Source organism: Haloferax volcanii DS2 (genome assembly GCF_000025685.1).
Lineage (GTDB): Archaea > Halobacteriota > Halobacteria > Halobacteriales > Haloferacaceae > Haloferax > Haloferax volcanii.
Window position 1 is genome coordinate 1971096 of the sequence record NC_013967.1, and the last position, 25650, is coordinate 1996745.

Here is a 25650-nt window from a genome sequence, read left to right on the forward strand (position 1 = left end):
GATTTAATGGCGTCCTGCGTGACGGCGTGGTATGGAGAGCCCGCAACTGGTCGGCGTTCATCTCGGTACCGCGAGCGTGCATGTCGATGTGTACAGCACCGACGGCGAACGACTCGCCGGCGGTGAGGCACCCGTCGCCGAGCAGACGACGCTCGCGTGGGAGCGAGCGCTCCACGAGGCGGCGCCGGCGCTCCCGCAGACCGGCATCGGCTCGGTCGCGAGTACGTCGGGGACCGCCGTGCTCGTCGACAAGTACGGCGAGCCGGTGTTCCCCCCGCAGATGTACTTCGATTCCGCGCCCGAACAGGCGTCGAAGCTCCGCGACCTCGACCTGTCTGACCTCTCGATTAACCAGAATATCGCGTTTTCTCCGACCAGCCCTCTTCCGAAGATTCTGAAGCTTCGCGAGGAGCACCCCGAAAAGTTCCAGCGGGTGGAGTGGATTCTCAGCCCGACGACGTGGCTGTTGTACCGGCTCCGATTCGACGCGTCGACGCCGTGGCGCGATATCGAGACCGACTGGACGAACGCGTTGAAGTTCGGCGCCGACGTGACGACGCCACTCCCCACGTGGTTCGAGTCGCTGTTCGAGACGCTCGACCTGCCTCGGTCGCTCTTTCCAGCGATTCGCCCCCCCGGCTCGTTCATCGGGGTCGCCGACGGTCAGTTGGCCGAGCGGACCGACTTCGACGGTATCAAACTCTTTCAGGGGCTCACTGACGGCAACGCCTCGGTGCTGGCGAACGGCGGCGTCAAACCCGGGGACTTCAGCATCACCTTCGGCGCGTCGAGCGTCATCAAGTACGTCTCGGAGTCCGTCTCGCCCCACCCGGCGCTGTACTACCACCGCCACCCCATCGACGGCTATCTGCCAGGTGCGTCGTTCGACACCGGCAACCTCCTCCGATGGTTCTTCGACCGCGTCCTCAACTGCACGCCGGAGCGCGGGCTCGAACTCGCCCGACAAGTCCCGAGCGGCCACGGCTACGAGGTGTTCCTCAAGGGCAACCGAAGCCCGTTTTTCGACGCCGACGTCGCGGGGTCGCTCCTCGGCCTCAACTACGACAACTCCCTGTCGACCGAGGAGGTCCACGGCCGACTGGCGCGCGGGCTCATTACCGGCATCATCCTGACCGAGTGGACATACATCTCGCTGGTCGAAGAACACTTCGACACGGACATCGACCGCGTGCTCGTCATCAACGACGGGACGCCGACGCTCGACGGCAACTACGACTGGTGGAACACGCTCCGGGCGTCGATATGGGACCGCCCGGTCGTCGAGATGGAACCGCGAACGACTGCCGGCGCGGTCATGGCTCCCGCGCTCATCACGTCGATTTACAGCGACGTCGAGACGGCGGCGGAAAACCTCCTCCGAGAGCGTGACGTTATCGAGCCGGACCCGTCGGTCAGCGCGGACTTCGATACGCAAAAAGAGGCCTACTTCGACCGATGGCGGGACATCGCGGCGTTCTATCAACGGGAGTGACGCCGAACGCACCGGCTTTGCCTGCCGGCTGTACGACAACCGGCGACACCGACGGCGCAGACCTGAGCACCGAGACGATCGCGTCGAAGGTGAGATCGAGACTACGAGCACGTCCCGTGTTTCGTGAAATGAACCTCGGGAGAGTTACAAGCATACACTTGTAATCCAAAGTGTCCATCGCGCAGCTGACTGAATCACGTGAGAACTCGGTGTGAAAACAGTTTCCAACACGCATGGAACCGAACACACGGCGAAACCAACCAGCAGCGACTTCCCCAACGGGTTACGTGCCCGTTGGTCGCTTGCTTGCCGCCGAGATACCCAGACAACGCTCGAGACCGCGTGCTTGCACGGGTATTACCGGGAATATCTGGGGACCACGTGAGCCAACCCGACTAGTGTTTCCAACTGAAGTGGAAATGTCCGTTTCGACTGCCTTTATTCGTAATCGTGGCATTATAACGGGAAAGGCAAGCGAACTATCCACTCGCTCGCGACGCAGGAGACCGTTTGGAAAGAGGTTCCTCGTGAGCGTTTACGACACACCGCTTACCCCCGGGATGGAGACAATGAGCACTATCCGAAACGGTGCTGATGAAACGGCCAACGACCCGATACAGAGACGCTTTCTTGACCAGGCCTCGCTTCTGCAATAGTGACCGTTCCGAATCGTGTCCTGAACCCAAATATTTAATCAGGTTGGAAATGGTGTGTTATCGTATGGCAACCAACAAACCACGAACGCTGGAGGCGGTTGAACGGTCTCTCGAACTCATCGAGGCACTGGTCGAGGAGGACTCGCTAGGGGTGACGGAACTCTCGGAGCGAACTGGACTTCCAACGAGCACCGTCTACGTGCACCTGCAGACGCTTCGGGAGAACGACTACGTCGTCAAGGAAGGGAGCAAGTACCGACTCTCGCTTCAGTTCCTCCACTACGGGGGCAAGATTCGAGAACGGCTTCCGGTCTACCGACATGGACGGAAGGTCGTCCACGACCTGGCCAAAGAGACTGGCGAACTGGTCAATCTCGCGATTGAGGAGAACGGCCGCGGTGTCGTGATATTCATGGCACGCGGCGACAACGCTGCTGTCGACCTCGCACCCGTTGGGAAGCACTCGTACCTCCATCGACCGGCTTTCGGGCGGGCCATCCTCTCGTGTTTCTCCGACGAGGAGGTGAACGATATCGTCGACAAATGGGGGCTTCGAGCGGTCACCGAAAACACCATCCATACGCGTGAGGCGCTCTTCGAGGAACTCGAAGCGACCCGAGAGCGCGGGTACGCGATCGAGCGAGACGAAGGAGACGTCGGAATCAGCTGTGTCGGCGCGCCGATTCAGGACATCGAAGGAAACCCCGTTGGCGCGATCAGCGTGACCGTCCCCTCGAACAAACTTCGGGACGACCGCGTCGAAGAAGAACTCTCACACAAGATCCTCAATGGAACCAACATCATCGAACTCAAGATAGAACACGCATAACCGACGAGACACTATTTCCACGCTGGTTGGAAATGCCGCCGAGTCCACCTGACGGGTTCTATGTACCTGTCACGCTCGCTCGATGGCGACGCGAGCGGCGGTTCGAATCGCGTCGACCATACTGGACTCGGAGGCGATTCCCTGTCCCGCAATATCGAACGCCGTCCCGTGGTCAACACTCGTTCTGATGATCGGCAGTCCGACCGTCATGTTGACGCCGCTGACCGTGTCGGTGCTGTCGAAGCCGAGCATCTTGATCGGGATATGTCCCTGGTCGTGGTACATCGAGACGACGCAGTCGTACGCGCCAGCGGCTGCCTTGACGTAGACGGTGTCCGGCGGAATGGGCCCTTCGGCGTCGATACCAGCCTCACGGGCCTGTTCGACGGCCGGTTCGATGGCGTCGTCGTCTTCCGTCCCGAGAAGTCCCCCCTCGCCGGCGTGAGGATTCAAGCCAGCGACGGCGATCGTCGGGTCGTCGATTCCCAGGTCGTGTAACCCCTGATTAGTGACAGTGATGGTGTCGAGGACGTTCTCGGTTGTCACGAGGTCGCACGCCTCGCGAAGCGGGACGTGTGTGCTCACGTGCGTGACGCGAAGCCCCCCCTCGATAAGCATCATGGAATAGTTATCTGTCTCGGTGTACGCCGCGAGCATCCCGGTGTGGCCCGCGAATTCGCTTCCCGCCTGGGCTGTCGCTTGCTTGTGAATCGGGGCCGTCGCGATGGCGTCGATGTCGCCTACGATGGCGAGTTCGATCGCGCGTTCGATGTACTCAAGCGAGGCGCGGCCGTACGCCTCGTCGATTTCGCCGTAGGTCAGCGACGCGACGTTGTCGAGGTCGAGTACGAACAGCGTCGATGGGTCGGATCGAACGTCTGCGACGGACTCGACCGCTTCGACCGACAGGTCGCTATCACACTGGTCGACTGCGTGCCGAATCACGTCCGCGTCGCCGATGACCACGAGGCTTGCGTCCTCGGTCACCTCGGGTGCTGCTTCGACGATTATTTCGCTTCCGATGCCACCGGGGTCACCCATCGTCACGCCGACGAGAGGTCGCTTTACTGCTGTCATCACGGCGTACCGATGAAGTCGAGGCAATTAACTATTGTCGTCGGGTCACCGAACGACCCCGCCTTGGTCACGAGGAGGGTCTCGTCGGCCGCTCCACCGCGAATTCGGGTGAGTGGAATGCCGTCGTCGAGTTCGATTCCCGTCAGTTCGAGTGACTCCGCGTCGAGTTCGTCGAGTACCGCGATGGTCGTCGAGCCACCAGTCGTGAACAGACCGGCCAACGGCCGTGTCTCGTGGACTCCGCGGACGGTCGCACGCAACGTCGTCGCGATTCGATCTTTGACGGCGTGCTCGTCGAGTCCGAGCGCGTCCGCGTTCCGGGTCACTTCGTCGACGGCGCGAGAAGACGGAGCCGACGTGACGATGGCGAATCCGTGAGCGCGCTGCGCGGCGAGAACCGGGCCGACAGCTTCGGACGCCGCTTCCGTTGGACGCTCGAGCATCGTCTCGGGGTCCAGCGCAACGATCGCTTGGTCCGGAACCCGCGCGAGTTGCCCGAACGAAGTCTCGCTGACGCTCCCGACCACGCCGAGGACCGATTGGCCCCCACTTACTGCGGTCGAACGCGACAACGCCCCCGCGAGTCCGCCACTCCCCGCATAGGCGACGGTGGCTGTGAGTCGGCTGGCGGCGTCGGCAAGCGACCGAAGGTGGGTGTGAGTTGTGGCGTCGGCGACGACGACTACCGGCCCGTCGCGGTTGCGGTCTATCTCGGCGAGTTTCGACCGGACGTGTCCTGTACCCTTGGTTACGACGTCCAGCGGGAGTGTTTCGACGGGATACGCGAGCGATGAGAGCAGCTCGACCACCGACGACGTTGCAGGCAGGTTCTCTGAGTCGGTAAGCGTCTCGACCACGGGGTCACCGTCGACCAACTGGACGCCGTCTTCGGTCGTCCGCCCGTTACTGGGAAACGCCGGTGCAAGCAACAGGATGTCGGGCGTCGCGGCGTCGAGCACCGCCGCCAGTTCGTCGGTGACGTTCCCGCGGAGCGTGGAGTCGAGCTTGTTGTACAGAAGCGTGGTGTCGTGTTGTGACACGGCGGCGCGAACCGTTTCGTACGCCGCTGCCGGTGGTGCTTCCCGTGTCTCCGTATCGACGACGAGGACGTCGCAGCTCGTCGGTGCGCTTGGGTCGAACACCACGTTCGTCCGATACCCACGGCTGGCGAACTGGCTCCCGGTGTCGTTCGCTCCGGTGATATCGTCTGCAATAACAACTGCGTTCAACTCGGTCATACCGTCTGAGTCTTGGTTGCCAGCCTATGAATGTTCGGCCGTGCCATGATAAATGTCAACAAGGATTAGAAATGTATTTACATTACAGTCAAGAAGCGTAATTCCATGGCATCGAACGAATGCCGAGACAGTGATAGGACCGCTACGAGACGCCGAACCGTCCTCAAGGCCGTGGGGGGCTCAGCAGTCGCAGGGCTTGCAGGCTGCGTTGGCGGTGGTGGGGGAGACGGCTCGGGCTCAGGCTCGGGTTCGGGATCCGGCGACGGAACCACCACGGGGACCGTGAACGAAAACGGCTGGCCTGACTACAGCGGGCGCGAGATGCGCGTTGTCACCGACGAGTGTTCGGACGTGTTCAAGCGCGTCTGGGAAGACGCGTTCGCCGAGTTCGAAAACAAGACGGGCGCGTCCGTCACCCTCGAATGCGGCGCAGAGGGACAGAGCATTCAAGAGCGTATCATTCAGCTCATTCAGTCCGGCAACCCGCCGGAGCTGTTCCCGACATCGGTGACGCAATCGACGCAACTCCAGAACCAAGGGACGCTCGCTCCGATGACCGACTTAGTCGAGACGGTCACGGACCGATTAGGCATGCCCCACGAGCGGTCGTTCCTCGAACGCGACGGCGAACACTACACGATTCCCTTCTTCGCGATTCCGTACCTGCAGTGGTACCGAGAGGACATCGCCGAGTCGAAACCAGACTCCTGGGAGAACATGGTTGGCTGGATGGAGGAAGCCAGTGGTTCGGACGAGGTGACCGACGCGACGCTGCTTCCGTGGTCGACGCACTACTGTAGCGAACTCGTCGCTCAGTGTTTCCTCCGAAGTAACGGTGCGAACATGGCGACTCGAAACGATGACGGTGAGGTTGTGGTCTCGATCGACCAGGGAGAGAACCGCGAGCGCTGGATCGAAATGCTCGAATTCCGCAAGCAACTCCAGCCCTACACCGGCCCCGGTTCGGACATCGGCTGTGAAGAGCGGATCAACGCACTTCATACTGAGTCGTCGGCGCATACGACGTACGGTGGTGCGCGGCCGAAGATTCAGTCCATCGAACGCGAGCGTGACTTCCACGAGCATATTCGCGCCGCTCCGATCCCGGGGCCAGACGGACCGGGGAAGTTCTTCGGCGTCATCAAGTCCATCTGCTCGTTCCAGGGGTCGAACACGGACATGGCCAAGACGTTCCTCGATCAGTTCATCTTCCAGCCGGAGTACTACGAGCGCTACATCAACATTCAGAACGCGCCGCTGTACCCGAAACAGAAAGAGGAGATCGACATGCGCGAGAAGCTTCCGGACTCCTACACCGACGCGGATATCGAGGCGTGGAAGTCGGTGACCGACGCGATTCCACCGGCACACGAGACGAGTCCGCCGAACCCGTACGTCGATTCCATCTTCACGACTCGGCCGGGCTCGACTGCCATCTCACTCGTGATCAGCGAGGACATGGACCCGGGCAAGGCAGTCGACCAAGTCGCAGCGAAGGCTCGCGAGTCGCTGAACCAGGCGAAGGGGCCATGAGAATACATGCGTAGACACATCGGCCACAGGCACGCTCACCTCGCCCTGTCGAGGAACCCGTAACCAGACCAGCAGACCACCTCCAAGTACACTCGAATCCACACATCGACTCACATACGACCTCAACAAACAGATGAAACACGAACTACACGGCGTAAATCCACCGCTTATCACCCCGCTCGACGCCGACGGTCAGTTGGACGAAGACGCGTTCAGAGATGAGATTCGCTACCATCTCGATGCTGGCGTCTCAGGCGTCGTCGTCGGCGGAAGCACCGGCGAAGGGATGCGAATGACCGACGACCAACTCAAGCAACTCTACGACGTCGCGGTCGACGAAGTGGACGGCGACGTTCCCGTGGTCGCGGGAGTCATCGCACGACAGACGCGCGAGGCCACCGTAAAAGCGGAACTGGCTCGTGACGCGGGTGCGGACTTCATCATGGCGATGCCACCGACGGGGTACGTCGGCTCGCACATGGCCGACAACGACTCGATCCGCGACTACTACCGCGCAATTGCGGATGTTTCCGAGTTACCAATCGTCATCTACGACGTCATGTCGTTGCTCGACCTCGACGCGGAACTCGTCGGTGACCTCGTCCGGGACATCCCGGAAGTCGTCGGCATCAAAGTCAGCAGCACGCTCGGCAATCTGACGCACTATCTCCGAGCCATCGGCGATGACGGCTTCGTGCTTGGCGGGATGAGCATCGGCCAGTTCCCAACGTACACATTGGGTGTCAACGGCGGAATCGTGGGTATCAGTAGTGTCTGTCCACGCATCTCCGTCCAAATCTGGGAAGCCACACAACGTGGCGATTACGACCGTGCCCGAGACCTTCATTTCGCGCTTGTCCCGCTCATCCGCGCCGCGATGGAGAACTACGAATCGAACTTCCCCGCTGGCGAGAAAACGGCGATCGACGTGCTCGGACGCGATGCGGGCTGTCTCTTCCATCCCTTCGACGGAGTCGAAGACGGTGACGAGAAGCGCGCGGCCATTGAGGACGCAGTCTCACAGATGCACGACCGAGGAACGAGAGAAATCGTCCACGCCGACGATTAGGACGGAGAAGCTGGCCAGCACCGACCGGTCTGTCCGTCAGACCTCGAAACAGCCTGCCAATCGGATGGACTCTTCCAGCCACCCGTCCGCTCTTTTCGATAGCCGCCCCCCTTGAGACGAACGCGCCGACAATCATCGAGCGGACACTCGTCGTCGCTGGCGTCGGTTCTGCCGTGGGAGTTCCAGTTCTCGAGTCCCGCTCGCAGCACGACCGCAAAAACAGATCTCGGCTCGGTTCGATTCGCGCCGAGCGTTCGAGGTTACCAGTCGACCCAGTCTCGGTCGGCGATTCGAAGCTCGCGGTTGATATCGTCGATACGGTCGAGTTCCTCAGCGGTGAGTTCGACGTCCGTGGCTTCGAGATTCCCTCGAATGTGCGCCTCGCTCGACGCCTTCGGGATGGGATTAACGCCGTCTTTCGAGAGCAGCCACGCGATGGCGACCTGTGCCTCGCTGAGGCCGTTTTCACGGGCGATGTCGGTGATCTCCGGAATCTCGAAGACCCTCCCGCGGGCGAGCGGGGAGTAGGCGACGACTTCGATGTCGTGACCGCGACAGTACTCGAGGAGGTCCGGTTGCGGGAGGAGTGGATGAAGCTCGACCTGGTTGACGTCGATTGGGGCATCGCAGGCCGCCTGTGCCTCGTCCAGCAGTTCGGGAGTGAAATTACTCACGCCGAGATGCCGAATCAGCCCCTCGTCTCTAAGCTCCGAAAACGCGCCGAGCGTGTCGACGGCGTCGTAGTCCTTCGCTGGCCAGTGAACGTAGAGGATGTCGAGATAGTCCACGCCAAGACGTTCGAGACTCTCGTCGACTGCGTCGTGGACACGGTCAGACGCGAGGTCCCCCGGCCAGAGCTTCGTCCCAAGGGTAATCTCCTCTCGGTCGACGTCCGCTCGTTCGATTCCATCGCCCACGTAGGCTTCGTTTTCATACAGCTGTGCGGTATCGATGTGTCGGTAGCCCATCTCTAGTGCCGTTCGTACGCTTTCGGCACAGGCCTCCGGATCAGTGTTCTGCCACGTCCCGAAGCCTACTCTTGGCTCGCTAAATACCATGATCGTCAGTACGTTCTCGGGTGATCCTATAATAATCTATGGGGGGACGCGAGAAGACAGTGGATCGGGTGACTGGAGTCTTCGTTCGTCTCTCGAACAGCTGTGACTGTACTGATGGGAAGGTTTTTACCGTTGGTTCATGAAGAATTGGCACGTTCCATGAGTACAATCAACAAGCATGGCTCCCGGGCTCGAGAGTTACGAGACGAGGTGTTCGAGTTCCTCTCAAAAAAGAAGGTATTGACCGCGCTGACGATTCTCCCGCCGATGCTACTCTTCACGTTCGTGAATCTCGTTCCGATTATCGGCGTCATCGGCGCGAGTTTCTTCAACATCAACGCCTTCTCGAACGAGTGGCAGTGGATCGGGACTGCGAACTTCGAGTCGCTCCTGACGAGCGACTCGTTCTACGATGCGCTCAACCGGTCGGTGATATACGCGGGTGGCTCGGTCGTCATTCAGGTGATTTTCGGGACGACTCTCGCGCTATTGCTCAACCGGTCGTTCAAGTTCGTGAATATCGCGCGCACGTTCGCAATTCTCCCGTACCTCATCCCGAACGCCGTCATCGGCTTCATGGCGCTCTGGATGCTCAATTCGCAGTGGGGAATCGTCAACCAGCTCGCCGTCCAGATCGGTCTCACCCAAGGGTACGTGTCGTTCTTCGGAGACCAAGGATCGGCGATGCTCGCGGCGATTCTCACGAGTAGTTGGAAAGACTCTATCTTCGTCACGGTGATGGTGCTCGCTCGACTGCAGGCTATCCCCGAGAGCTTCTATGAGGCGGCGAAGATGTCCGGTGCGACGGCCTACCAGCGATTCCGAGATATCACCCTGCCGAACCTGAAGGGTGTGTTCTTTATCGTGCTGCTGCTGCGTGCGGTGTGGATGTTCAACACCTTCGACTACATCTGGGTCCTCACGCAAGGAGGACCGCGAGGAGCGACGACGACCGCACCCATCTACGCGTACAACATCGCCTTCGGGACGAGTCGGCTCGGCATCGCCGCGGCCGTTTCGACCGTGCTGTTCCTCGTCTTGTTGGTCGCGGCAGTGTTGTACTTCCGGATCTTCGAGCCGTCTGAGGAGGTGCGTGCAGAATGAGCATTCGTAACGACATCGGACGCAAGTGGTCGAACGTCAAACAGCGGACCGTGGACAAGCCGTGGAACCCGCTGACGCACCTCTCGCACCAGGGTCGGTCGACGGGGTGGAACTTGACGCTGAACGCCCTGTTGGTGCTGCAGCTGTTCGTCGTCATCTTCCCCATCTTCTGGATGGTCAGTACGGCGCTACGGCCGACGGACATGATTTACAACGTTCCGCAAACGCTGCTACCGCAGATATTCTCCGTCGAGAACTTCGTCAACACGTTCGAGGGGACGAACTTCCCGACGTACTTCAAAAACAGCATGATTCTCTCGGTGGGCGTCGTCGTGGTCACGACATCGATGTCGACGCTGGCTGGCTACGGGCTCACGCGCATCGACATCCCACACAAGAAGACGTTCGCGAGAATCATTCTTTTCGGGTACATGTTCCCGCAGATTCTGCTCGCGATCCCGATGTTCATCTTCTGGAGTCGCATCGGCCTCATCAACAGCCACCTCGGCCTCATCTTGGCGGTTACCGCGACCGCCTTGCCGTTCGGCATCTGGTTGATGTGGAAGTTCTTCCAGAACGTTCCCATCTCGCTCGAAGAGTCCGCCCAGATGGCGGGCGCGTCGCCGTTCCGGGCGTTCTACGAGATCGCACTACCGATGGCGAAACCCGGTGTCATCGCGGTAGCCATCTTCTCGTATGCAACGGCGTGGGGTGCGTACACGATTCCCCGAATCATCATGCCGACGAGTGAAAACTGGCCGCTCACCGTGGGTATCCACATGTTCACGATTCAGAAACAGACTCTCTGGGGAGAGGTCATGGCCGCGAGCGTGATGATGGTAATCCCGGCGTTCATCTTCGTCTTCGCGCTCCAGAAGTACCTCCTCGAAGGGTTCGAAGTCGGCGGACAGATGTAACAGTCGACCACGCGGTCCTTCGACAACCCTCTCATTTTCGTCCGTTCTGGCAGCAGAGATCCTGCGTTCACCGAAACGTATAATGTCCCCGTCGAATAACGTGTGAGTGGTTGTCAATCAATGACTATTGAGGTTAGCTCCCTGCGAAAAGAATTCAGTTCGCCGTCCGGAACGATCACGGCCGTCGATAGTATCGACTTCAGCATCGACGAAGGCGATTTCTTCACGTTCGTCGGCCCGTCCGGGTGTGGGAAGACGACGACGCTCCGTTGTATCGCGGGCCTCGAAACGCCGACGAGCGGGAGTATCCGGTTCGACGGCGAGGACATGACGGGGAAACCGGCTCACAAGCGGAATCTGGCGATGATGTTCCAGAACATCGCCCTCTACCCACACATGAAGGTGAAAGAGAACATCTCCTACCCGCTGAAAGTCCGGAACGTTCCGAAGCAAGAGCGACACGAGAACGCCGAAGAGGCCGCGGACATCATGCAGATTCGAGAACTACTGGAGAAGTACCCCGGCGAACTCAGCGGTGGCCAGCAACAGCGGGCGGCCTTGGCGCGAACCATCGTCCACGAACCGGAGGCGTTCCTGATGGACGAGCCGCTGAGCGACCTCGACGCGAAGCTCAAAGTCGAGATTCGCAAGGAAATCCAGCGCGTCCACGACCGCGTGGAGAAGCCGACAATCTACGTGACGCACGACCAAGAGGAGGCGATGACGATGAGCGACCGTATCGCGGTGTTCAACGACGGCGGCATCGAGCAGATCGGGACGCCCGACGAACTCTACCAGCGGCCGGCGAACCGGTTCGTGGCGAACTTCATCGGCAACCCGTCGATGAACTTCTTCGACGGCACCGTCGACCGCGCGAGCGGCGAGACGGTCGTCGTATCGGTCGACGGTCGAGACGTCGAGCTTCAGGTGGTCGACTCCACGGCGGTCGGCGTCGGCGACGGCGTCACGGTTGGCGTCCGGCCCGAAGACGTCAGGCTCGACCGGAACGACGGTGATCTCGAAGGCGAAATCACCCTCATCGAGCGGATCGGAAAGCAGATGCTGGCGACCATCGAGGGCCCGCAGGGCGAAGTCAGGGTGACGCTCCCGGCCGACAACTCCTACCAAAAAGGCGAGGTGGTTCGCCTCGCTATCGAGACTCGGGCGACGCATCTCTTCGATTCCGGCTCCGACGACGTCGTGACCCGCGGCCCGGACGTATGACGAGGTGACCGATGCACTGGCTACGTCACCGCGGCTCGACCGTGCTCGATCGCGTCAGGAATCCCGCGTACACGGGTGATAATCGGTGTCTCCCCTGTACCGGCGTGAACGCCGTTTTCGCCGTTGCCCTCGCCGGAGTCGTCGCGTGGGCGGGGTCGCCGCTCTTGGGTGCTGTCTCACTCGCGGCGTCGGCCGCAGTCATCGGTCTCCGGGGGTATCTGATACCGGGGACACCGACCCTGACACAGCGATACCTCCCCTCGCGGGCGATGGCGTATTTCGAACACGGGTCGGCACAGACGGCCCTCGATTCGCATCCGGAACCGGCCGACGTGAGTGACCGCGACCGCGACAACGTCCTCGTCGAACACGGCGTGCTTGTGCCGTGCGACGGCGGGGCGGATCTCTGTCTGACGGACGCCGTTCGTCGTGCGTGGACGGACGCACTCGACGCTATCGGTGCCGACGTAGACGCCGCACTCTCGGAGTCCGCGCTTGTCGATGCCGAGTCGTCCGAGTTCGTCGTCGACGAATCGGCCGGCGACTTCGCCGTCTCCGTCGATGGGGCGCACGCCGGTCGGTGGCCCTCGCGCGAAGCGTTCCTCGCCGACGCGGCCGGTGCGGTTGCGCTGGCGAGCGAACTCCCGGGATGGCACGGGCTGTCTTCGCGAACGCGAGGCATCGCCCTCGGCGAGCTTCGACTGTTCCTCGACCGCTGCCCGACCTGCGGCGGCGACCCCGACTTTCAGCGTCGAACCGAAGCGACGTGCTGTCGGACGCGACCCGTCACGACGATGCGGTGTGCGGACTGCGACGCCTCGTTCGTCGAAGTCGTCGGGGCGTGACCCGTTTTCACCACCGCCTGCGGTATCTTTAATACCCCCGCCCCAACTCTGTGAAACAGACGCATGCTAGATTCACCCAAGAGAGTCGAGAGTGCCGAACACACCGTCGTCTACCACGGTGACGGCGAGTTCTCGGCGTGGCCCTTCAACGGCGGGATGTGGAAGACCGACGATGGCGTAGTCGTCGCGTTCATCAACCACGACTGCGATTACTCGGTGCCCGAGAACCTCCACGACGCCAAGGTCGTTCGCTACGGGAGCGTCGTCTCCCCGACCGAGAACAAGCAGAATCAGCTGAGCCACGCACGCATCGAGACCTACGGCGCTATCCGTGCGATGCGAACGATCGACGGCGGCGACACGTGGACGGACGACGGGGTCATCTCGGATAACGTCGAGACCTCCGAACAGGTGCTCTACAACGAGACTCCGGACATCGAGCCCCACGACTTCTCGAATCGGGATACCCTCATGGCCTGCTGGTCGTCTCCGCATTCAGCGGCCTCGGACGCGGTTCCCTGGGTGAAGCTGTCCGACGACGGTGGGGACTCGTGGAGCGACGCGAAGCGCCTCCCGATGTTCGACTTCGAGCGAATACAGGGCCGTCCGTCGTACATCACTCGCGAAGACGGTACGCTCCTGTTGATGCTGACGGGGAAGACGGGAAGCGACCCCCACGACGTGCCAATCGTGTACGCGTCGTTCGATGGGGGGCAGAACTGGACGTTCCTGTCGCAGATCGACGGGAGCGAGAAGTACCGCATGCTGTGTCCCTCGCCAGTCCTGCTCGAGGACGGGACGCTCGTCGCGGCCGTTCGGTGTAAGATATCAGTCGACTGCGAGTGGACCGAAATCTATCGCTCGACCGACGACGGGCGCAACTGGTCGTTCGTCTCGCGCGTGAACGACCTCGGCGCACCGAGCAAACTCCTTGAGTACGACGGGTCGCTCGTGTGCATCTACGGCTACCGCCACCCGCCGTACGGCATCCGCGCCCGCGTGAGTCACGACGACGGTGCCACGTGGAGCCGCGAATGGATTCTCCGCGACGACGGCGCGAACTACGACCTCGGCTACCCGCGGGCGGCCGTGCTCGACGACGGGACCATCCTCGCCACGTACTATTTCAACGAACAGGACGACGACGTCGCTGTCGACGGGGGTCCACGACACATCGCGGCCACTCGATTCGACCCGACAGAACTACTCACCGAGCGGTGATTTCCCGGCGAACAACCTCGTAACCGCGCTTTTACTCCATGGCCGTGGCACCGTCTCGTCAGATGAGTCGCTGTTTCGATGCACCCCTACTGGTGTCTCGCTCGTCGTCCGCGGCGCAGTCCGCGGGACCGTTAGTCTCCCCGAGTAGGCATGCGACGATGTCATCGAGGACGTAATTCGGACAACAAAATATTGTGAGAACTATACAATATAATGGGGAACTTGGATTTCTATCTGATTCGGTAGATATTAATCCTAAATTCAAAATAGCGTTCATTACACTTTTTAACTAGATTTCAGAACATACGCTACTGAATAGTACATTCAATACGTGGATAGCTAGACTTGTTTAATTGGGCGATTCGACTCGATGCGTCACCTCGTGGTATATTATTGCTTAGTTAATACTATATTAGTCGGTGCTCTCGGGAGACTGACTTCGCTATACTCTACCCGTGGGAGAGCGAAGTGAACGGCGCCACCCGGTTGCGCGAAACGCTCCCGAACGGCTACCGAGGTTCGATCGCTCCCGCTACGTGCGGTCGAACTCGTCGTCTATCACCGCCAGCGCCCCGCCGGCGTTGAACAGCAGGCGGCTCACGACCACCCACGTCGGCACCGCGAGGACGACCAACGCGACCGTGCTCGCCACGGGCGACAGCGGCGGCAACAGCCCGCGGTAGAACCACACGATGGCGAACGTCAGGACGATGCGGAGCATCGGCTTGACGGCGACGCTCATCTGTCGTCGTCACCCCGGCCGTCGGTGACGAGCGTCGGCTCGGCGTCGAAGTTCTCGATGCTGAACCGCTCGTCGACGCCCTGCGCGGCGCTCGGGACGCCCGCCCCGGTCTCGAACTCGTCGACGTGGATGCAGGCGGCCTTGTGGCCGCCGGTCGCGCCCGCCACGTCGTCCAGCGTCGGGTCGACCGACGTGCACTCCTCGGTCGCCGCGGGGCACCGCGGGTTGAACGAACAGCCCGACGGCGGGTCGAGCGGCGAGGGCACCTCGCCTTCGAGCACCTGTCGTTGCCGGGCGAGTTCGGGCACCGGCTGGGGAATCGCGCCCAACAGCGCCCGCGTGTAGGGGTGCTGCGGGTTCGAAAACAGCTCGTCGGCGTCCGCGAGTTCGACGATTTCTCCGAGGTACATCACGGCGACGCGGTCGCAGACGTGGCGAATCACGCTGAGGTCGTGGGCGATGAACAGAAGCGTCAGGTCGAACTCCTCCTGCAAATCGTCGAGGAGGTTGAGAATCTGCGCCTGAATCGACACGTCGAGCGCGGAGACGGGTTCGTCGGCGACGATGAAGTCCGGGTCGACCGCGAGCGCGCGGGCGATGCCGACGCGCTGGCGCTGGCCGCCGGAGAACTCGTGGGGATAGCGGTTGGAGTACTGCGGCGGCAGGCCGACCGTCTCCATAAGTTCGTCCACGCGGGCGTCGCGTTCGCCCTCGTAGAGGCCGTGAATCTCCATCGGCTGTTTGATGATTTGGCCGACGGTCTTCCGGCGGTTGAGGCTCGACGCGGGGTCTTGGAAGACGATTTGGATGCGCTTTCGCATCTCCGTCATCTCCCGGTCCGACAGCGCCGTCAGGTCGGTGCCGTCGTAGCTGACTGTCCCTTTCGTCGGTTCGTCCAGCCGGAGGACCGACCGCGCAGTCGTCGACTTGCCGGAGCCGGACTCGCCGACGAGTCCGAGCGTCTCGCCGCGCTCGATATCGAAGGAGACGCCGTTGACGGCTTTCACCGTCTCGTCGGCTCCGAGCAGGCGGTCGATGAAGCCGTCGTTCTGCGTGAAATACTTGTGGAGTCCCGAGACGGACAACAGCGGGTCGTCGCTCATTGGGACGCACCCCCGTCGGTCGCGGGGGCCGTGGGGCCGCCGCCGTCCGCCTCCGCGCGCTCCGTCTCGATGGCCGACGGCGAGAGGTCGTAGCCGCGGGCGTGGAGACACGCCGCCTCTCGACCGGGTTCGACCTCTCGCAGTTCGGGGTCGTACGACTCGCACTCGGCGGTCGCGTGGGGACACCGCGGGTGGAACGAACAGCCCGACGGCAGGTCGGTGAGGTTCGGCACGTCGCCCTCGACGGGCGTCAGCCGGTCGGTGTCGTCGGTCAGCCGCGGAATCGACCGCATGAGGCCGCGGGTGTAGGGGTGCCGCGGGTTCTCGAACAGGTCGTCCACGCCGGCGCGCTCGACGACGCGGCCGCCGTAGGCGACGGCGACGCGGTCGCAGGTCCCGGCGACGACGCCGAGGTCGTGCGTGATGAGGATGATGCTCATCCCGTACTTCTCCTGGAGTTCGTCGAGGACGTTGAATATCTGCGTCTCGATGGTCACGTCGAGCGCCGTCGTGGGTTCGTCGGCGATGAGCACGTCCGGCTCGCAGGAGATTGCCATCGCGAGCAGCGCGCGCTGACGCATTCCGCCGGAGAACTGGTGAGGGTAGTTGTCCACGCGCGAGGTCGGTTCGGGGATGCCCACGTCGGCCATGAGTTCGATGGTCCGCTCGCGGGCCGCCGCGTCCGACACGTCCTGGTGGGTCTTGATGACCCGGCTAATCTGGTCGCCGACGGTGAACACGGGGTTGAGACTCGTCATCGGGTCCTGAAACATCATCGCGATGTCGTTGCCCCGAATCGACCGCATCTCCGCCTCGCTCTTTTCGAGCAGGTCGTCGCCGCGGTATCGGACGCTCCCCCGCTCGATGCGACCGGGGCTGTCCACGAGTTGGAGCATCGACAGCGCGGTCACGGACTTGCCGGAGCCCGACTCACCGACGATGCCCAGCGTCTCGCCCTCGTAGAGGTCGAACGACGAGCCGTCGACGGCCTTGACCGTCCCCTCGTCGGTGTAGAACCGCGTGACGAGGTCGCGGATTTCGAGTACCGGCTGTTCGTCCGGGTCGGCGCTCATCGCTCGCCTCCGTCGTTGCGGGGGTCGAGCGCGTCGCGCAGGCCGTCTCCGAGCAGGTTGAACCCGAGGATAGTGACGACGATGACGAGTCCGGGGAACACCGAGTACCACCACTCGCCGCTGTAAAGGTAGCCGCGGGCGTTCGACAGCATCAGTCCGAGGCTCGCGTTCGGCGGCTGGATGCCGAGTCCGAGGAACGACAGCGCGGCGCTGGCGAGGACGGCCGTCCCCATGTAGAGCGTCCCTTGGACCACGACGGTCGGCAGGGTGTTGACGGCGATGTCCTTCAGGAGGATGTGTCGGTCGCTCGCGCCGAGGGATTTCGCAGCGTCGATGTAGTCTTCTTCCATCTCCTTGAGGACCGACCCGCGCATGACGCGCGCGAAACTCGGGATGTAGACGACGCCGATGACGGCGATGACCTTCACGATGTTCGGGAGCGCAAAGGAGCCGTACTCCGTGCTTCCCACCCCGAGCACGCCGATCACCGCGATGGCGAGGATGAGACTCGGGAAGGAAAACAGGATGTCCATGAAGCGCATGACGACCTCGTCGACCCAGGTGTTGCGGTAGTAGCCGGCGATTGCGCCGGCGGTCACGCCGAGCGCCATCGCGAAGCCGACGACGCCGAGCGAGACGGTCATCAGCGTCCGCAACCCGTAGATGATGCGCGAGAGGATGTCCCGGCCGTGGTGGTCGGTGCCGAGGTAGGCCGTCGTCGTACCGACGACCTCGCCGGCGCTGTTCTCGATGAGCATCTCGGTGCCTATCGGCATCGGGTTGTGTTCGCCGTCCGGTGCCTCGAACTGCGTCGTCGGGTCGTGGGGGGCGAGAAACGGCGCGAACAGCGCGGTCAGGAGCATCGTGAGGATAATCGCGCTCCCCACGAGCGAGAGGGTGTTCTGGCGGAACTCCTTCCAGAACATCTCGAACTGACTGTGGTGCGTGCCGGGGGCTTGCGCGGTGGGCACCGCCTCGTCCGTCTGGTCTGTCGTTGCCATGTTAGTTTCCATCGTGTCTGATGCGGGGGTCGAGGTAGGCGTACAGCACGTCCACCGCGAGGTTCGCGAAGACGAACACGCTCGCGATGAACAGGATGAGCGCCTGGATGATGCGGTAGTCGCGGCGGTCGATGGCCAGTATCAGGAGCTTCCCGATACCGGGGAGGTTGAACACCGTCTCGGTCAGAATCGCGCCGTTCATCAGTTGGCCGAGGCCGACGCCGATGACCGTCACGACGGGGATGAGCGCGTTCTTCGAGGCGTCCTTGAGGACGATTTCGCGCGCGCCGATGCCCATCGCGCGGGCGGTCTTGACGTAGTCCTGACTGAGCGTGTCCAGCATCTCCGAGCGCATCATCCGGGCGATGAGCGCGGAGTAGGCCGTCCCGAGCGTGATGACCGGGAGGAACAACTGCTGGAGATTCGCCACCGGGTCGACCCACGGCGGCGTCCAGCCGCCGGTCGCCCACGGGAACGAAAACTGCACCGCGAAGATCATGATGAGGATGATACCCAGCCAGAAGTCGGGAATCGAGATACCCGACAGCGCGGCGATACGCGCGGCGTGGTCCGCGGGCTTGTCCTTTCGGACGGCGCTGATGATGCCCGCCGGAATGGCGATGAGAATCGCCGTAATCATGCTGAGAATCGACAGCTCGACCGTCAGCGGGATGCGCTCGACGATGATGTCGGTCACGGGCGTTCCCTGCTGAACCGTCCACGACACGCCGAAGTCGCCTTGGAGGGCGTCGAGCATCCACAGACCGTACTGGACGTACAGCGGGCGGTTGAACCCCATCTCCAGTCGAATCTGCCTGACGAGCTCCTCGCTGCTGAGCGGGCCGAGCATCACCCGCACCGGACCGCCCGGCGCGAGGTGGACGAGCGCGAAGACGACGACGCTAACCCCGAGGAGGACGGGCAGGCTCAACAGCAGGCGCTTGAGGACGAACCGGAACATGCTCACGGCTGAGTCACCTCCCGGGTCGCCGCTGGAAATCGACGGGGCTGGCGCGAACGCGTGTGCATCTGTTCGTCACTCACCCTTCGAGACGAAGCGGTAGTTGTCCTGGAACGTGCCCACGTCGTAGTCGTTGACGGTGTTGCGCCACGCTTCGAGCTTGTTCACGTAGGCGATGTCTATCTGGATGCCGTGTTCGACGAGGTACTCCTCCAGTTCCCAGACGATTTCCTTCTGTTCTTGTTCGTCCGTCGAGGCCTGTGCCTCGCGGAGCTTCGAGACGTACCACTCGTGACCGTTCGAGAAATCGCCCTCGGCGTCGTCGGGCGCGGCGGGGCCGCTCGGCGCGTAGATGTCTTCGAGGTCATCGGACGGGTGGTGCCAGTTGTTGTGGTTGTGGTTGTTGTCGGCGTAGCCGGCGTCGAGCCACGACGTGGCGACCGGAATCGACTGTGCCCAGTCTTCCATCGCGGCGTGCCACGTGTCCGTGCTGTACACCTGGTTGAGGAGCGTGGACTTGTCGACGGTGGTAACGCTGGCTTCGATGCCGATTTTCGACAGTTGGTTCTGGATGACGACGGCCTCGTCTTTGAACCACGAGCCCTTGGTGGCGATGATGTCCATCTCGAAGCCGTCGGGGTTGCCCGCGAGTTCGAGTTCTTTCTTGGCCTTCTCGGGGTCGTACATCTGCATCTCCTTGAGCTTCGGCGAGGTCCAGTCGCTGTCGGGGTACCACGGTCCCTTTTGGACCGCGCCCTGTCCGTAGAAAATCTCGTCGAGAATCTCCTGGCGGTCGATGCCGAACAGCACCGCGCGGCGGTTGTGCCGGTTGCTCATCGGGTTACCCTCGGACTCCATCATGTTCACGTACAGTACCTGCGTGAAGTTGCCGGGGACGGACTCGGTCGTGATGTCCGGCTGGCCGCTGAGGCTCTCGAAGTCCTTCGGGGGGACCTTGTCCGTCAGGTCGAGTTGGCCCGAACGGAGGTTCGCGAGGCGCGTGGAGTCCTCGCCGATGAAGTTGAACTTGAACTCGTCGACGGCGGGCGCGCCCTCCTTCCAGTAGTCCTCGTTCTTCTCGAGGAGGACGTGACTCCCGCTTTTCCACTCGACGAATTTGAACGCGCCGGTGCCCGCGCCGGAGGGGTCCTGCGTGAGGTCGGTCGCGAGGCCGCTCGGCCCCTTCCCGTCTGCGGTGTCGCCGCGGGAGCCCTCGGGGACGATACCTTCCAGCCCGCGCGTGAGCCACCAGTTGAGCGTCCCGAACGGCTGGGAGAGGTTGAGCCGGAGCGTCCGGTCACCGACGATTTCGGTGTCCTCGACGAACGGGAGGCGACTCTTGACCGGCGACTTATTGTCGGGGTTGAGAATCCAGTCGACGGAGTACTTGAAGTCCTCGACGGTCACTTCGTCGCCGTTGTGGAACGTGATGCCCTCGCGGAGCGTGTATTCGAAGGCGGTCCCGCCGTCGACGGGGTCGGGCACCTCGGTCACGAGGCCGGGCTGGAGTTCGGAGTCGGGCGTTAGTTCGATGACCTCGTCGTAGATGAGGCCGCCGATGGTGCTGGTCGCGGTGTCCGTCCAGAGCGCGGGGTCGAAGTTCCACGGCTCCGCGGCGAGCGCGACGTTGACGCGGACGGTCTCGCCCGAGTCGCCCGACGAACCGCTGTCGGTGCTCCCGCCGCTCGTCTCGGTTCCGTCGGAACCGCCGGAACCACCGGCGTCACCGCCGGTACAGCCCGCAAACGCGGTCGCGCCGACCGCGCTCGCGGCCGCAATAAATTGCCGTCTGTCCATGTTTACCTCGGTAATGTTGTCGTCTGACATTGTTTTCTGGAGCTACGTACACACCCTTGTAGCGGTACGCGTGATACCTTAGATCATGAAACACCGTTATTTATATCTTTGGCAATCTCTCACAATCTTGGTACTATATCTCAGTGGAGCCCCGGCGAGATTGTGATACCGCTTCCCAAACAGTTTAACGGGGTGGTTGCAATGTCGGCTTCATGGCGTACGCCAGCACGCTCTCCCTGCGAGAGTTACGACAGGACCTTCACGCCCACCCCGAGTCCGGGTGGAAGGAGTTCCGCACGACAGCCCTCATCGCCGCCGCACTCGACGAACGCGAGTTCACACTCCACCTCGGCCCGGACGCCGTCGCCGAAGACGAGCGACTGGGCGTCCCCGATGACGACGCGGTCGCGGCCGCGGTCGAACGCGCACGCGAGGAAGACGCACCCGAAGCCTACCTGGACCGGATGGGCGATATCACGGGTCTCGTCGCCGAGAAGCGCTTCGGAAACGGGCCGACCGTCGGCGTCCGCGTCGACATGGACGCCCTCGAACGCACCGAGTCGAGCGACGAGAAACACCGCCCCGCGAAGCTGGGATTCGCGAGCACGCACCCCAACGAGATGCACGCGTGCGGCCACGACGGCCACACCGCTATCGGCCTCGGTATCGCCCGCGCCCTCGACGACGACGGCGGGTTCGACGGCACGCTCCGACTGTTCTTCCAGCCGGCGGAGGAGGGCGGCCGCGGCGGCAAACCGATGAGCGAGACCGACCTGCTCGCGGATATCGACTACTTCCTCGCGCTCCACCTCGGCCTCGGCAACCCCACGGGAACCGTCATCGCCGCCTACGAGAACCCGCTTTCGAACGCGAAACTCGACGTGACATTCGAGGGCGCGCCGAGCCACGCGGGCAACGCGCCCAACGAGGGGCGCAACGCGCTCCACGCGGCGACGGCCGCGGTCCAGAACCTCTACGGGATTCCGCGCCACGCCGACGGGACGACCCGCATCAACGTCGGGAAGTTCGAATCGCCCAACCCGCAGAACATCATCGCCGAGGAGGCGCGCCTCCGCGTCGAGGTTCGCGGCGGGACCGCCGACCTGAACGAGTACATGCTCGACAAGGCCCGGCGCGTCCTCGACCACGCCGCGGGCATGCACGACGTGTCGGTCGAGACGGGGCTGTACGGGAAGACGGCGACGTTCACGGCCGACGACGAGATGATAGAGGCCGTCCTCGCGTCGGCGGCCGACCTCGACGACGTGACCGAGACGGTCCCGCGACTCGATATCGGCGGCAGCGAGGACGCCTCCTACCTCATCCGGCGCGTGCAGGAACACGGCGGGAAGGCGACCTACGTCGGCATCGGCGCGAGCAACGAGTTCGGTCACCACACCTCGCGGTTCGACATCGACGAAGACGCCCTCGACATCGGCGTCGACGTGGTGTGTCAGACGATTCGCGCACTCTAACGCGGCGGTCCGACCCGGCTGTTCGGCCCCGACCAGCCGCGCGTCTCGCCGGCCGTCGTCCCCCTCGACCCGTAGAATCTGCCACGAACACGCACAACTATTATCCGCTGTTCGCGAGTTGAGCCGCACATGCAGGCCTCCCAGCAACGACTCCGCGAGGATATCGAAGCGAACGCCCGTTTCGGCGACATCGACGCGCCGGCGGGGCGCGGCCGCACCGTCCTGACCGGGAGCGACGCAGACCGCCGCGCCCGCGAGTTCCTCGTCGAGCGACTGCGCGACGCCGGCCTCTCGGTCCGCATCGACGCCGTGGGAACCATCGCCGGGCGGTGGGTTCCCGACGGGGCCGACCCCGACGCGCCCCCCGTCGCCGCCGGCAGTCACCTCGATTCGGTCCCCGAGGGCGGCATCTTCGACGGCCCGCTCGGCGTCTACGCGGCGCTCGAAGCGGTGCGGACGCTCCAAGAACGAGACGCCGGCGCGAGCCTCGACCGCCCAATCGACGTCGTCTCGTTCACCGAAGAGGAGGGCGCGCGCTTCTCGCACGGCCTGCTCGGGTCGTCGGTGGCGACCGGTGCGCGCGACGCCGACGACGCGCTCGCGCTCCGCGACGCCGACGGCACGACGCTCGACGCCCACCTCGACGCCATCGGCTTCCGCGGGACCGACACCATCGACGCCGCGGCGTGGGACGCGTGGGCCGAACTCCACATCGAACAGGGGACGGTGCTGGAGTCCGCGGGCGCGGGGGTCGGCGTCGTCGACGCCATCACCGGCATCACGACCTGTGCGGCCGACATCGTCGGCGAGGCCGACCACGCGGGCTCGACGCCGATGGACGAGCGCCGCGACGCGCTCGTCGCCGCCAGCGAGTTCGTCGTCGACGTCCGGGCCGCGGCCGACGACGTGGCGCAGAACCAGAGTTCGACCGCCGTGGGGACCGTCGGCCAGTTCGACGTGGCCCCGAACGCGCGCAACATCGTCCCCGGCGAGGTCACGCTCCAGATGGACATCCGCGACGTGGACTACCGCGCGATGGACGCCATCGCCGAGCGGGCCGAGGCCGCGCTCGACGAACTCGAAGCCGCCCACCCGGTCGAGACGAGCTTCGACCGCTACCGCGACCAGCGCCCGAGTCGGATGGCCGACGACTGCGTCGCCGCCGCCCTCGCCGCCGCCGCGACCGAGGATATCGACGCGAAACGGATGCACTCCGCGGCGATGCACGATACTGCGAATGTTGCCGGCGTCACCGATGCCGTGCTCCTGTTCGCGCCGTCGGCGGACGGCCTCTCGCACAACCCGCGCGAATGGACCGACTGGGCGGACTGCGCGACCGCGGCGTCGGTTCTCGCTGGAACGCTCGCACGCCTCGCCGGCGCGTGAGTCGCGGCCGACGGCCTGCTCCCGCTTGTGGACTATTCCTTTGTTTTCAGACATTTCACGGCCAGATTCGCGCCTCTGCCGCGATTTCGTCGCGGCCGCGTCGCCTGTCTCGATATGTGACACGCGGCTCCGAATCATCCCGTGTTCCGCGTGGACGTTCGTGTTCCGGTGGTCTGGCGGTGCTCGAACTCGAATCGCAGTTTTTCCGTGCCGCTTCGGTCGAAACGTCACCTCGTGGGTCATCGAGTTCACCCTGCGAAACCTGCAGCCATTCGCTCTGCTCCGCGGTGTTGTCATCAAATACAACGATTCTTCGAGTCGTGTGTGGTTCGACCGCGAAGAGCGTCGCCGAGCGTCCGGGTATCGAGGAGGATACCGATTCCACGCATCTGACAAGCGAAGTCGCGGGCGGCGACCGTCGCTTCCGGTGTGTCTCGGGGGATACGCACATTCGCGCTCGCGCTGGGCGAGGGTGGTGGGCGGCTCCGGCTTCGAGTTGGGTTAACAATTATCGACCGAAACCGCCTTCGAGCGGCGGTCTCAACACCGATTGTCCGCATCACGTTTCGATTGCGAGATATTCGGAACAGCTATGACACCCGATAGACGTTCTCGTAGCATGCCCGAGAACCCCAACACCGATGCGCCGTCGCGGACCCTCAGCACGGTGGACACGGCGGTCAGCGTCGTCAGGGCGCTCGAGGAGTTGAACGGGGCGCGCGTCGCCGAGTTGGTCGACTACCTCGACCTCTCGAAGTCCACGGTGTACAACCATCTCGCGACCCTGCGGAAGAACAACCTCGTCGCCAAGGACGGCGACAGCTACCATCTCAGCCTCCAGTTCCTGCTTTTGGGCGAGTACGTGCGCAACCAGCAGATACTCTACCAAGTCGGCAAGGAGGAAGTCGAGGCGCTCGCGGAGAAGACCGGCGAGTACGCCCACCTCTCGACCGAACAGCACGGCCTGCGAATCAGCCTGCTCAAGGTGCGCGGCGAGCGCGCGGTCGGCAGCCAGTACCAGCGCTCGAAGATTCAGCGCCCGGACAACCTCCACGCGTCGTCGACCGGGAAGGCCATCCTCGCGTTCCTCCCGCGCAGTCGGGTGGAGGAAATCGTCGACCAACACGGCCTGCCGGCGAAGACCGAGGCGACGATCACCGACCGCGAGGCGCTGTTCGACGAACTCGACACCATCCGCGAGCGAGGGTACGCCTGCAACGACGAGGAGGAAATCGAGGGGCTCCGCGCGGTCGGCGCGCCGATTCGCGACCGCAACGGCACCGTCCTCGGCGCGCTGAGCGTCTCCGGGCCGACGAGTCGCATCAAGGGCGAGCAGTTCCGCGACACCATCCCCGAGATGGTCACGAGCACGGCCAACATCATCGAGGTGAACATGAACATGGCCGCGCGGAGTTCGAACAACGGGCGCTTCGACTGAGCCGCACCGGCCGACTTCCATGACATCGATAAGCGTGTAATGCTAATCGGGTTCTCGCACGCTCTGTCGTCCGACGGTCACTCGACCAGTTCGGTTTGTTGGAACCGGCACTCCGTCGCAGACCGTAGGCAGTTGCTCGCTTCGCCAGCAAAATTACCTGAAATAGTATATTTAGCAAGTAGTACCAAAATACTGTTTTTTTTTCGCTCGGGTCTCCGATGCCGAACTCGAAATCCGTAGTATCGTATTTCTGCGCCTAAAGCGCGACTATTGGGTGTTTCAATCGCAAACGCCGCGAATGAACAGAGACGGGCTATTGTCCATATGATCTCAAAATTAAGGATATCTATCGGGTTTATTCTGATTTATCCCAAAAATCAAGTATATTATTCCGAATATAGAGACATATGA

21 protein-coding genes are annotated in these 25650 nt (G+C 62.9%); 12 read left to right on the forward strand and 9 right to left on the reverse strand.

Features of this window, described 5'->3' with window-relative positions; all coding sequences use genetic code 11:
* Positions 1-31: 31 nt before the first annotated feature.
* Positions 32-1492, forward strand: a complete 1461-nt coding sequence (locus HVO_RS14835; protein ID WP_004041992.1) for an FGGY family carbohydrate kinase — start codon at positions 32-34, stop codon at positions 1490-1492.
* Between the two features lie 720 nt (positions 1493-2212).
* Positions 2213-2977, forward strand: a complete 765-nt coding sequence (locus HVO_RS14840) for an IclR family transcriptional regulator (RefSeq protein ID WP_004041993.1) — start codon at positions 2213-2215, stop codon at positions 2975-2977.
* A gap of 69 nt (positions 2978-3046) precedes the next feature.
* Here HVO_RS14840 and pdxA read toward each other — a convergent pair whose 3' ends face one another.
* Together pdxA and HVO_RS14850 are read right to left on the reverse strand one after the other, a co-directional pair.
* Positions 3047-4054, reverse strand: a complete 1008-nt coding sequence (gene pdxA / locus HVO_RS14845; RefSeq protein WP_049914808.1) for a 4-hydroxythreonine-4-phosphate dehydrogenase PdxA — start codon at positions 4052-4054, stop codon at positions 3047-3049.
* Positions 4054-5292 (reverse strand): four-carbon acid sugar kinase family protein, encoded by a 1239-nt coding sequence (locus HVO_RS14850; protein ID WP_013035345.1) that lies wholly within the window; start codon positions 5290-5292, stop codon positions 4054-4056. Before HVO_RS14850 ends, pdxA begins: the two co-directional genes overlap by 1 nt.
* Positions 5293-5613: 321 nt before the next feature.
* On the opposite strand from HVO_RS14850, the gene HVO_RS14855 reads away from it, so the two are divergent.
* On the forward strand, positions 5614-6825 hold the full coding sequence (locus tag HVO_RS14855) for an ABC transporter substrate-binding protein (protein ID WP_049941507.1): 1212 nt from the start codon (positions 5614-5616) through the stop codon (positions 6823-6825).
* A 133-nt stretch (positions 6826-6958) separates the two neighbouring features.
* The gene (locus tag HVO_RS14860; protein WP_004041998.1) at positions 6959-7894 is read left to right on the forward strand and encodes a dihydrodipicolinate synthase family protein; all 936 of its coding nucleotides are present in this window, start codon (positions 6959-6961) and stop codon (positions 7892-7894) included.
* A 260-nt stretch (positions 7895-8154) separates the two neighbouring features.
* Here the strand turns inward: HVO_RS14860 and HVO_RS14865 are convergent, their stop codons facing one another.
* A complete protein-coding gene (locus tag HVO_RS14865) occupies positions 8155-8952 on the reverse strand; it encodes an aldo/keto reductase (RefSeq protein ID WP_013035394.1) in 798 nt (265 codons plus the stop codon).
* Positions 8953-9111: 159 nt separating this feature from the next.
* On the opposite strand from HVO_RS14865, the gene HVO_RS14870 reads away from it, so the two are divergent.
* The 5 genes from HVO_RS14870 (at position 9112) to HVO_RS14890 (ending at position 14263) form a co-directional block, all read left to right on the forward strand.
* Complete coding sequence (locus tag HVO_RS14870) at positions 9112-10056, forward strand: carbohydrate ABC transporter permease (RefSeq protein WP_013035569.1); 945 nt, start codon at positions 9112-9114, stop codon at positions 10054-10056.
* Complete coding sequence (locus HVO_RS14875) at positions 10053-10973, forward strand: carbohydrate ABC transporter permease (protein ID WP_004042001.1); 921 nt, start codon at positions 10053-10055, stop codon at positions 10971-10973. Before HVO_RS14870 ends, HVO_RS14875 begins: the two co-directional genes overlap by 4 nt.
* 120 nt (positions 10974-11093) lie before the next feature.
* Complete coding sequence (locus HVO_RS14880; RefSeq protein WP_004042002.1) at positions 11094-12197, forward strand: ABC transporter ATP-binding protein; 1104 nt, start codon at positions 11094-11096, stop codon at positions 12195-12197.
* Between the two features lie 11 nt (positions 12198-12208).
* Positions 12209-13042, forward strand: coding sequence for a hypothetical protein (locus HVO_RS14885; protein ID WP_013035616.1), 834 nt, complete (start codon positions 12209-12211; stop codon positions 13040-13042).
* Between the two features lie 63 nt (positions 13043-13105).
* A complete protein-coding gene (locus tag HVO_RS14890) occupies positions 13106-14263 on the forward strand; it encodes a sialidase family protein (protein ID WP_004042004.1) in 1158 nt (385 codons plus the stop codon).
* A 532-nt stretch (positions 14264-14795) separates the two neighbouring features.
* On the opposite strand, the gene HVO_RS14895 is transcribed toward HVO_RS14890, so the two are convergent.
* The 6 genes from HVO_RS14895 to HVO_RS14920 all read right to left on the reverse strand — a co-directional run bounded on the left by HVO_RS14895 (position 14796) and on the right by HVO_RS14920 (position 20970).
* Positions 14796-15005: a hypothetical protein gene (locus tag HVO_RS14895; RefSeq protein ID WP_004042005.1), complete on the reverse strand. Its 210-nt coding sequence runs from the start codon at positions 15003-15005 to the stop codon at positions 14796-14798.
* Positions 15002-16108, reverse strand: coding sequence for an ABC transporter ATP-binding protein (locus tag HVO_RS14900; protein WP_004042006.1), 1107 nt, complete (start codon positions 16106-16108; stop codon positions 15002-15004). The genes HVO_RS14895 and HVO_RS14900 overlap by 4 nt, the downstream gene beginning before the upstream one ends.
* Positions 16105-17181 carry an ABC transporter ATP-binding protein gene (locus tag HVO_RS14905; protein ID WP_004042007.1) on the reverse strand — a complete coding sequence of 359 codons (1077 nt, stop codon included), beginning with the start codon at positions 17179-17181 and terminating at the stop codon, positions 16105-16107. The genes HVO_RS14900 and HVO_RS14905 overlap by 4 nt, the downstream gene beginning before the upstream one ends.
* Entirely contained in the window at positions 17178-18182 is a 1005-nt protein-coding gene (locus HVO_RS14910; RefSeq protein ID WP_004042008.1) for an ABC transporter permease, read from the reverse strand. The genes HVO_RS14905 and HVO_RS14910 overlap by 4 nt, the downstream gene beginning before the upstream one ends.
* Before the next feature lies 1 nt (position 18183).
* Positions 18184-19143 carry an ABC transporter permease gene (locus HVO_RS14915; RefSeq protein ID WP_004042009.1) on the reverse strand — a complete coding sequence of 320 codons (960 nt, stop codon included), beginning with the start codon at positions 19141-19143 and terminating at the stop codon, positions 18184-18186.
* A 75-nt stretch (positions 19144-19218) separates the two neighbouring features.
* Positions 19219-20970, reverse strand: coding sequence for an ABC transporter substrate-binding protein (locus HVO_RS14920; RefSeq protein ID WP_004042010.1), 1752 nt, complete (start codon positions 20968-20970; stop codon positions 19219-19221).
* A gap of 182 nt (positions 20971-21152) precedes the next feature.
* On the opposite strand from HVO_RS14920, the gene HVO_RS14925 reads away from it, so the two are divergent.
* The 3 genes from HVO_RS14925 to HVO_RS14935 all read left to right on the forward strand — a co-directional run bounded on the left by HVO_RS14925 (position 21153) and on the right by HVO_RS14935 (position 25239).
* Positions 21153-22415: an amidohydrolase gene (locus tag HVO_RS14925; protein ID WP_004042011.1), complete on the forward strand. Its 1263-nt coding sequence runs from the start codon at positions 21153-21155 to the stop codon at positions 22413-22415.
* Positions 22416-22544: 129 nt separating this feature from the next.
* The gene (locus HVO_RS14930) at positions 22545-23801 is read left to right on the forward strand and encodes a M20 family metallo-hydrolase (RefSeq protein ID WP_004042012.1); all 1257 of its coding nucleotides are present in this window, start codon (positions 22545-22547) and stop codon (positions 23799-23801) included.
* Positions 23802-24420: 619 nt separating this feature from the next.
* Entirely contained in the window at positions 24421-25239 is an 819-nt protein-coding gene (locus HVO_RS14935) for an IclR family transcriptional regulator (protein WP_004042013.1), read from the forward strand.
* Positions 25240-25650 lie beyond the last annotated feature (411 nt).